This is a genomic window from Streptomyces sp. NPDC055078, from assembly GCF_053607985.1.
Window position 1 is genome coordinate 1 of record NZ_JBSGUP010000422.1, and the last position, 7,180, is coordinate 7,180.

The window sequence follows — 7,180 nt, forward strand, 5'->3', positions numbered from 1 at the left end:
CCCCACTGCTGTGTCGTCCTGCCGTCCCAGGGGGGAAGTGACGGCAGACGCCGGAGGGTCAGTGCCCGGGGCCACCGAGGAGCGGCACGCCCGCGGTGAGGTCACCGACGGGCAGTCCGCCGAGCAGGCTGGTGACCGGGTCGGTGGGGGACTTGGCGACGCGGTTCGCGGCGCCCTGGAGGGTGCCCGGCACGGTGCTGACGCTCTCGGTGAGGGCGGCCTGGCCACCGGTCAGCGACTCGGGGGCGCCGGCGGGGAGCTTGGTCAGCGTCTCCTGCACGGGCACCGCGCTGGTGACGGTGTCGAGCGGGGCGGCGGGGTCGGGGAGCGAGGGAGCGGCGGTGGCGGCACCGGCGGCGGTGACGGCGAAAGCGGCACCGAGCGCGGCGACACCGAGAGTCTTGACGGCAGACTGCTTCATCAGGGGTTTGTCCTTGGGACGGGGAATATGAGCGGCTCTGCAAGCTAGCCATCGCCCCAGGCGGGTGGCAAACACCGGGACGGCCGGGTGTTGACTTTCCCGACCGCCCCGGTATTCGTACGATCAACTCGCCCCAGGGGAAGATCCGCTGGTCGTGGCGGTCTGCCTGAACAGCCATTCGGATTTCAGCTCGGCATATCCGGGCTTGATGACGTCATTGATCATCGCCAGCCGTTCATCGAAAGGGATGAAGGCGCTCTTCATCGCGTTGACGGTGAACCACTGCATGTCGTCGAGCGTGTATCCGAATGTCTCGGTCAGCAGCTCGAATTCACGGGACATGCTGGTGCCGGACATCAGGCGGTTGTCGGTATTGACGGTGGCCCGGAAGTGCAGCCTGCGGAGCAGACCGATGGGGTGTTCCGCGTAGGAGGCGGCGGCGCCCGTCTGGAGGTTGGAGGTCGGGCACAGCTCCAGCGGGATGCGCTTGTCGCGGACGTACGCGGCGAGCCGGCCGAGCCGCACCTGCCCGTTGTCGGCGACCTGGATGTCGTCGATGATCCGTACGCCGTGCCCGAGGCGGTCGGCGCCGCACCACTGGAGCGCCTGCCAGATCGACGGCAGCCCGAAGGCTTCGCCCGCGTGAATGGTGAAGTGGTTGTTCTCCCGCTTGAGGTATTCGAAGGCGTCGAGGTGGCGGGTGGGCGGATAGCCCGCCTCGGCGCCCGCGATATCGAAGCCGACGACGCCCGAGTCGCGGTAGCGGTTGGCCAGTTCGGCGATCTCCAGGGCGCGGGCCGCGTGGCGCATGGCGGTGAGCAGCGCGCCGACGCGGATGCGGTGGCCGTTCTCGCGGGCGATCCGCTCGCCCTCGCGGAAGCCCTCGTTGACGGCCTCGACGACCTCTTCGAGGGTGAGTCCGGTCTCCAGGTGCTGCTCGGGGGCGTAGCGGACCTCCGCGTACACCACGCCGTCCTGGGCGAGGTCCTCGGCGCACTCGGCCGCGACGCGGAAGAGGGCGTCGCGGGTCTGCATGACGGCGCAGGTGTGCGCGAAGGTCTCCAGATAGCGCTCCAGCGAGCCCGAGTCCGCGGCCTCGCGGAACCAGATGCCGAGTTTGTCCGGCTCGGACTCGGGAAGCGCTCCGTAGCCGGTGCGCTCCGCGATGTCGATGATCGTGCCCGGACGCAGCCCGCCGTCGAGGTGGTCGTGGAGGAGCACCTTCGGTGCTTGGCGGATCTGGTCCGCGGTGGGCGTGTTGAGGGTCTGGCTCGTCATCTGCGTACTCTAGCCCCTACGCGCGTAGATCGCGCCCGGTCGATACGTAACAGTGACTGCGCGTACGGGTGGCGTACCCGCGCACTTCTGAGACTGTTCTGCCATGGCACACCGTGCACTGCCCCGGTGGTCGGGGCGTCCCGATGATGGTGAGGCGACCAGAGTGAAGCGAGGGGTTCGCCTGGGCCGGGCGTACCGAGGGCGGTCGAAGGGCCCGGACCCGGTGGTGGGAGCGGTGGCGCTGCTCCTGCCGGACGGCGAGCGGGAGTCGCTGCGGAAGCCGTCCGCCTGGTCGCTGGCGCGGGTCGGACCGCTCGGCCGGGCACTGGCGCGGGCGGGGCGCGCGGAGGGTCTGGTGGTGCACCCCGTGCACTATCGCTGCCGGGGCTGGAACGGGGCGGACGCCCAGCTCGCGGTGGACGCCTCCTGGGCGGCGGACGAGGTGAACCGGCGGTACGGCGATGTGCCCGTGTGCATGGTGGGCCACGGTTTCGGGGGGCGGGCGGCCCTCCAGGCGGCTGACCACCCGGGGGTCAGCTCCGTACTGGCGATGGCGCCCTGGCTGCCGGACGACGACGCGGTGTCGGACCAGGAGCCCGTGAAGCAGCTCGTGGGCCGGCATGTGCTGATCGTGCACGGGACGAATGACGCGCGTACGGACCCGGATCTGTCGTACCGACTGGCGGAGCGCGCCAAGAAGGTTAACCGGGACATCTGCCGTTTCGAGGTCCATACGGACGGCAACGCCCTGCGCCAGCACCATGCCGAAGTCCTCGCCCTGGCAACGGACTTCGTGCTGGGCTCGCTCTTTCCCCACCCCTACTCGCGGCCGGTGGCCGACGCGCTGGCCGCTCCCCCGCCGCTGGGGCTGCGGATGCCGCTGGCGGCGGGGTTCGGGAAGTCGCTGCGGCGCTGAGGGCTGTCCCTGAGGGCTTGCTTGATGGATCGGATCGTGCCGGGCTCGCGTCGTCGGGGGCTGCCGTGTGTCAGTCCGGGAGCAGTTGGCCCCGGCGCGAGAGCAGGAACTTCTTGAAGGCCGCCACGGGTGCGGTGTCCGGGTGGCCGTCGAGCCAGGCGACGCCGATCTCGCGGACGGCCCTGGGGGCGGTCACGGTCAGTTCGACCACCCCCGGCCGGGCGACCGCGGGCGGCGGCAGCAGCGCCACCCCGAGCCCCGCCGCGACCAGGCCCCGGAGCGTCTCCGCCTCCTCGCCCTCGAACGCGACCCTGGGGACGAACCCCGCCTGCGCGCAGAGGTCGTCGGTGATCCGGCGGAGCCCGTACCCCGGTTCGAGGGTGACGAAGACGTCGTCGGCCGCCTCCGCGAGCCGGATGCGGCGGCGGCGTGCCAGCCGGTGGTCGTCGGGGACCACCAGCCGCAGCCGCTGTTCGTCGAGCCGCCGGGCGACCAGATCGGGCGCGTCGGGGACGGGCGAGGTCAGACAGAGGTCCAGATCGCCGGAGCGCAGGCCGCCGAGCATGGCCTCGCCGTAGTTCTGGACGAGGGTGAAGCGGATACGGGGGTGGTCGGCGCGGAAGGCCCGCAGCAGCCCCGGCACGGTCTCCGATCCCATGGTGTGCAGAAACCCGAAGGCCACCTTGCCGGCGCGCGGGTCGGCGTCCGCCCGTACGGAGTCGGCGGCCCGTTCGACCTCGGCGAGGGCGCGTTCCACGGAGGCACGGAAGGTGCGGCCCGCCGGGGTCAGGGAGACGGTGCGGCCCCGGCGGGCGAACAGGGCCACGCCGAGGTCCTCCTCCAGCCGGACGATGGCCCGCGAGAGCGTCGACTGCGGCACTCCGGTCTCCTGTGCGGCGCGGGTCACATGCTCATGGCGGGCGACGGCGGCGAAGTGGGCGAGGCGGGGCGCGAGCAACAGCGCGGTGTCCTGGCTGTCCTGGGTGCCTGCCGTACCTGCCGTACCTGCCGTACCTGCCGCCCCTGCCGTGCCTCCGGCGCTTCCGGTCCTTCCGGCGCTTCCGGCGCTTCCGGTCCTTCCGGCGCTTCCGGTGTCTTTGATGGCGCTTTCGTCACCGCTTGATGACAGCCGATGCCCTGATCTGCGCTGATGCGTCATGGGAACGATTATGGGTGTTTCATGCATTGGACGCATGAAAAAGCTGGTCGTACGTTCGTGGCATGCCTGCTGTCAGTACCGAGGCGCCCGGCACCCCGGGCGCCGTCGCCGTCGCGAACCCCACCACCGAACCCCCCGCCCCCGAAGCCCTCGCCCCCGGCCACCCCGGCTACCGCCGGATGAGTTTCGCGCTCTTCGCGGCGGGCCTGGCCGCTTTCGCCCTCCTCTACTCCACGCAGGCACTGCTGCCCGCCGTCTCCGCCGACTTCGGCGTGAGCGCGTCGGCGGCCAGTTGGACGGTCTCCGCGGCGACGGGCGCACTGGCGCTGTTCGTCCTCCCCCTCAGCGCGCTCTCCGAGCGGTTCGGGCGGCGCACCCTGATGTCGGTCTCGCTCACGGTCGCGGTGGTGATCGGGCTGCTGGTGCCGTTCGCGCCCAACCTGGAGTCGCTGGTGGCACTGCGTGCCGTACAGGGGGCGGCGCTGGCGGGTCTGCCGGCCTCGGCGATGGCGTATCTCGCCGAGGAGGTACGGCCGAAGGCGCTGATCGCCGCGATCGGGCTGTTCGTCGCGGGCAACAGCATCGGCGGGATGAGCGGCCGGATCGTCACCGGCTGGGCGGCCCAGGCGTGGGGCTGGCGCGCGGGGCTCGCCGCCGTCGGTCTGCTGGCGCTGGCGGGCGCGGTGGTCTTCCGGGTGCTGCTGCCGAAGGCGCGGCGCTTCACCCCCGGGACGCTGAGCCCCCGGGTGCTGGCGGCGACCGTGCGCGGGCATCTGTCCGATCCGCTGCTGCTGCGGCTGTACGCGATCGGCGCCCTGTTCATGACCGTGTTCGGCGCGGTCTACACGGTGATCGGCTACCGGCTGATCGCGGCGCCCTTCGGGCTGCCGGAGGGCGTCATCGGCTCGATCTTCCTGGTCTATCTCGTCGGTACGGTCTCATCGGCCGCCGCCGGACGGCTCGTGGGGCGGCTCGGCCGCCGCGGCGCCCTGTATCTGGCGGTGACCACCACGGCGGCGGGTCTGCTGCTCTCACTGGGGGACTCCCTGGCGGCCGTTCTGCCGGGCCTGGTGCTGATCACGGCCGGCTTCTTCGCCGGGCACGCGGTCGCATCGGCCGCCGTGAGCCGTACGGCGACCACGGGCCGCGCCCAGGCGTCCGCGCTGTACCAGTCCGCGTACTACCTGGGCAGCAGCGCGGGCGGCACGCTCGGCGCGATCGCCTTCCACTCCGGCGGCTGGGCGGGCACCGTCGGCCTCGGTCTGCTCGCGGTCATCGGCGTCGTGTCGATCACGCTGTACGGGACCCGGGTGGCGCGGGCGGCGGGACGGCGCGGCGAGGTCGCGACCGCCGGGGCAGTGACCGCCGGGGCCGCGACCGGGCGCCGTCCCTGAGGGCCGGGCGGTGGCGGCCTTAAGGACCGGGCGCCGTCCCTGAGGGGAGCCGGGCGGCGGCCGGAACGGAACGCGGGCGCCGTCCGTAGCGCGATTGAGACATCTTCCGTACAACTCCGGCCCCTTGGCGTGCGTCAAATGGTCAGACCGCTGTAATCCGGCGGCGGTGCACGGAGGGGAGTGGGGATCGTGGCGGACGGGATACGGGTACGGGGGACACGGCGGCTCGGCAGACGAGCGGGAATCACGCTCGGTCTGACGGGACTGGTCGTCCCGCTGACCATGGCACTCGGCAGCGGCACCGCGCAGGCGGCGCCCGCGTGCACGGCATCGAAGGGGCCGTACCAGAAGCAGGTGGAGAAGTTCCTCGGGCGCCCGGTGGACGGGAAGCAGTCGGTCGCCGACTGCAAGGCCATCCGCGCCTTCCAGGCGAAGCACGGGATCACCCCCACGATCGGGTACGCGGGCCCGCTGACCTGGCAGACGATGAACACGATGATCCAGCAGAACGCGGCGGGGAAGAGCCCGAACAAGGCCGGGAAGTGCCCGACCAACAAGGGCCGGATCGCCTGTGTCGACCTGACCCGCCAGCTGAGCTGGATCCAGGACGGCAAGAAGCTGAAGTACGGCCCGGTTCCGGTGCGTACCGGCAAGAACGGCACCGAGACCCGGACCGGCGCGAAGAAGATCTACTGGCGGAGCATCAACCACTTCTCGTCGATCTACAAGGTACGGATGCCGTACGCGCAGTTCTTCGACGGCGGCCAGGCATTCCATTCGGTGACGAAGTCGATGTGGAACCCGCCGGGCTCCGGGGGCTGCGTCAATATGCGCCCCGCCGACGCGAAGGCATACTGGAAGCTGCTCAAAAACGGCGACGACGTGTACGTCTACGGGCGTAAGCCAGGCACCTGAGCCCCCATTGTCAGTGCCCTCCTGTAGGTTCCGAAGGGCTGGTGCCGATGGGCTACAGGGGTGGACCGATGAGTGATCTGGCAATGACGCAGGACCTGGATTCCGAGCTGGAAAGGTATCGGCGGGAGCTGACCGGCTACTGCTATCGCATGCTCGGCTCGTCCTTCGAGGCGGAGGACGCCGTGCAGGACACGATGGTCCGTGCCTGGCGGAATTTCGAGAAGTTCGAGGGGCGTTCGTCGCTGCGGTCGTGGCTCTACCGCATCGCGACGAACGTCTGCCTCGACATGCTGAGCGCGGGCAGCCGCCGGGCCCGCCCGATGGATCTGTCGGGGCCGACGCCCGTCGCACAGGCGCAGCTCAGCGCCCGGCCGGAGGCGACCTGGCTGGAGCCGGTGCCGGACGGCCGGGTGCTGCCGACGGTGGCGGACCCGGCGGAGACCGCGGTGGAGCGCGAGTCGATCAGGCTGGCGTTCGTCGCCGCGCTCCAGCATCTGCCGCCGAAGCAGCGCGCGGTGCTGATCCTGCGCGAGGTGCTGGCGTGGAAGGCGAGCGAGGTGGCCGAGCTGCTGGACACCTCCGTCGCCTCGGTCAACAGCGCGCTCCAGCGGGCGCGGGCGACGATCGCCGATTCGGAGCCTGCGGCGAGCGACGCGGCCGATCCCCTCGACGAGGAGCAGCGCAAGCTGCTGGAGCGCTATGTGGCGGCCTTCGAGGGCTATGACATGGAGGCGCTGAAGAAGGTCCTCCATGACGACGCCACGCTCTCCATGCCCCCGTACGATCTCTGGCTCCAGGGCCACGAGAACATCGTCGGCTGGATGCTGGGCGTCGGCTCGGTCTGCCGGGGCTCGCGGCTCATTCCGACCGTGGCCAACGGCATGCCCGCGTTCGCCCACTACCACCCGGCGGAGGACGGGAACGGCCATACGCCCTGGGCGCTGATGGTCATGGAGATCCGCGACGGCAGGATCGCCGGGATCAATTCCTTCCTGGACACCAAGCGCTGGTTCCCGCTCTTCGACCTGCCGGACCGCCTGGAGGCTGTCTGACGGAGCCCTGACGCCTCGCCCGGCCGGGCTCGGGGGGCTCAGGGC

General features: G+C 71.1%; 7 protein-coding genes. 4 read left to right on the plus strand and 3 right to left on the minus strand.

Annotation, left to right across the window (positions count from 1 at the left end):
- Positions 1-58: 58 nt before the first annotated feature.
- Entirely contained in the window at positions 59-421 is a 363-nt protein-coding gene (locus ACWF94_RS28040; protein ID WP_453494284.1) for an ATP-binding protein, read from the minus strand.
- A gap of 123 nt (positions 422-544) precedes the next feature.
- A complete protein-coding gene (locus ACWF94_RS28045; protein WP_453494287.1) occupies positions 545-1,699 on the minus strand; it encodes an adenosine deaminase in 1,155 nt (384 codons plus the stop codon).
- A gap of 235 nt (positions 1,700-1,934) precedes the next feature.
- On the opposite strand from ACWF94_RS28045, the gene ACWF94_RS28050 reads away from it, so the two are divergent.
- Entirely contained in the window at positions 1,935-2,615 is a 681-nt protein-coding gene (locus tag ACWF94_RS28050; RefSeq protein WP_453494299.1) for an alpha/beta hydrolase, read from the plus strand.
- Positions 2,616-2,685: 70 nt separating this feature from the next.
- Here ACWF94_RS28050 and ACWF94_RS28055 read toward each other — a convergent pair whose 3' ends face one another.
- Positions 2,686-3,774, minus strand: a complete 1,089-nt coding sequence (locus ACWF94_RS28055) for a LysR family transcriptional regulator (RefSeq protein WP_453494290.1) — start codon at positions 3,772-3,774, stop codon at positions 2,686-2,688.
- Between the two features lie 62 nt (positions 3,775-3,836).
- On the opposite strand from ACWF94_RS28055, the gene ACWF94_RS28060 reads away from it, so the two are divergent.
- From ACWF94_RS28060 to ACWF94_RS28070, 3 genes are all read left to right on the plus strand, one after another.
- A complete protein-coding gene (locus tag ACWF94_RS28060; protein ID WP_453494293.1) occupies positions 3,837-5,168 on the plus strand; it encodes an MFS transporter in 1,332 nt (443 codons plus the stop codon).
- Between the two features lie 282 nt (positions 5,169-5,450).
- Positions 5,451-6,083 carry a L,D-transpeptidase family protein gene (locus ACWF94_RS28065; RefSeq protein ID WP_453494302.1) on the plus strand — a complete coding sequence of 211 codons (633 nt, stop codon included), beginning with the start codon at positions 5,451-5,453 and terminating at the stop codon, positions 6,081-6,083.
- Positions 6,084-6,151: 68 nt separating this feature from the next.
- Entirely contained in the window at positions 6,152-7,135 is a 984-nt protein-coding gene (locus ACWF94_RS28070) for a sigma-70 family RNA polymerase sigma factor (RefSeq protein ID WP_453494296.1), read from the plus strand.
- The last annotated feature ends 45 nt before the right edge of the window (positions 7,136-7,180 follow it).

Excerpts from the sequence above, each read along its gene's own strand:
- ACWF94_RS28040 (WP_453494284.1), bottom strand. The coding sequence starts at position 421 with ATGAAGCAGTCTGCCGTCAAGACTCTCGGTGTCGCCGCGCTCGGTGCC.
- ACWF94_RS28045 (WP_453494287.1), bottom strand. The coding sequence starts at position 1,699 with ATGACGAGCCAGACCCTCAACACGCCCACCGCGGACCAGATCCGCCAA.
- ACWF94_RS28055 (WP_453494290.1), bottom strand. The coding sequence starts at position 3,774 with ATGACGCATCAGCGCAGATCAGGGCATCGGCTGTCATCAAGCGGTGAC.
- ACWF94_RS28060 (WP_453494293.1), top strand. The coding sequence starts at position 3,837 with ATGCCTGCTGTCAGTACCGAGGCGCCCGGCACCCCGGGCGCCGTCGCC.
- ACWF94_RS28065 (WP_453494302.1), top strand. The coding sequence starts at position 5,451 with ATGGCACTCGGCAGCGGCACCGCGCAGGCGGCGCCCGCGTGCACGGCA.
- ACWF94_RS28070 (WP_453494296.1), top strand. The coding sequence starts at position 6,152 with ATGAGTGATCTGGCAATGACGCAGGACCTGGATTCCGAGCTGGAAAGG.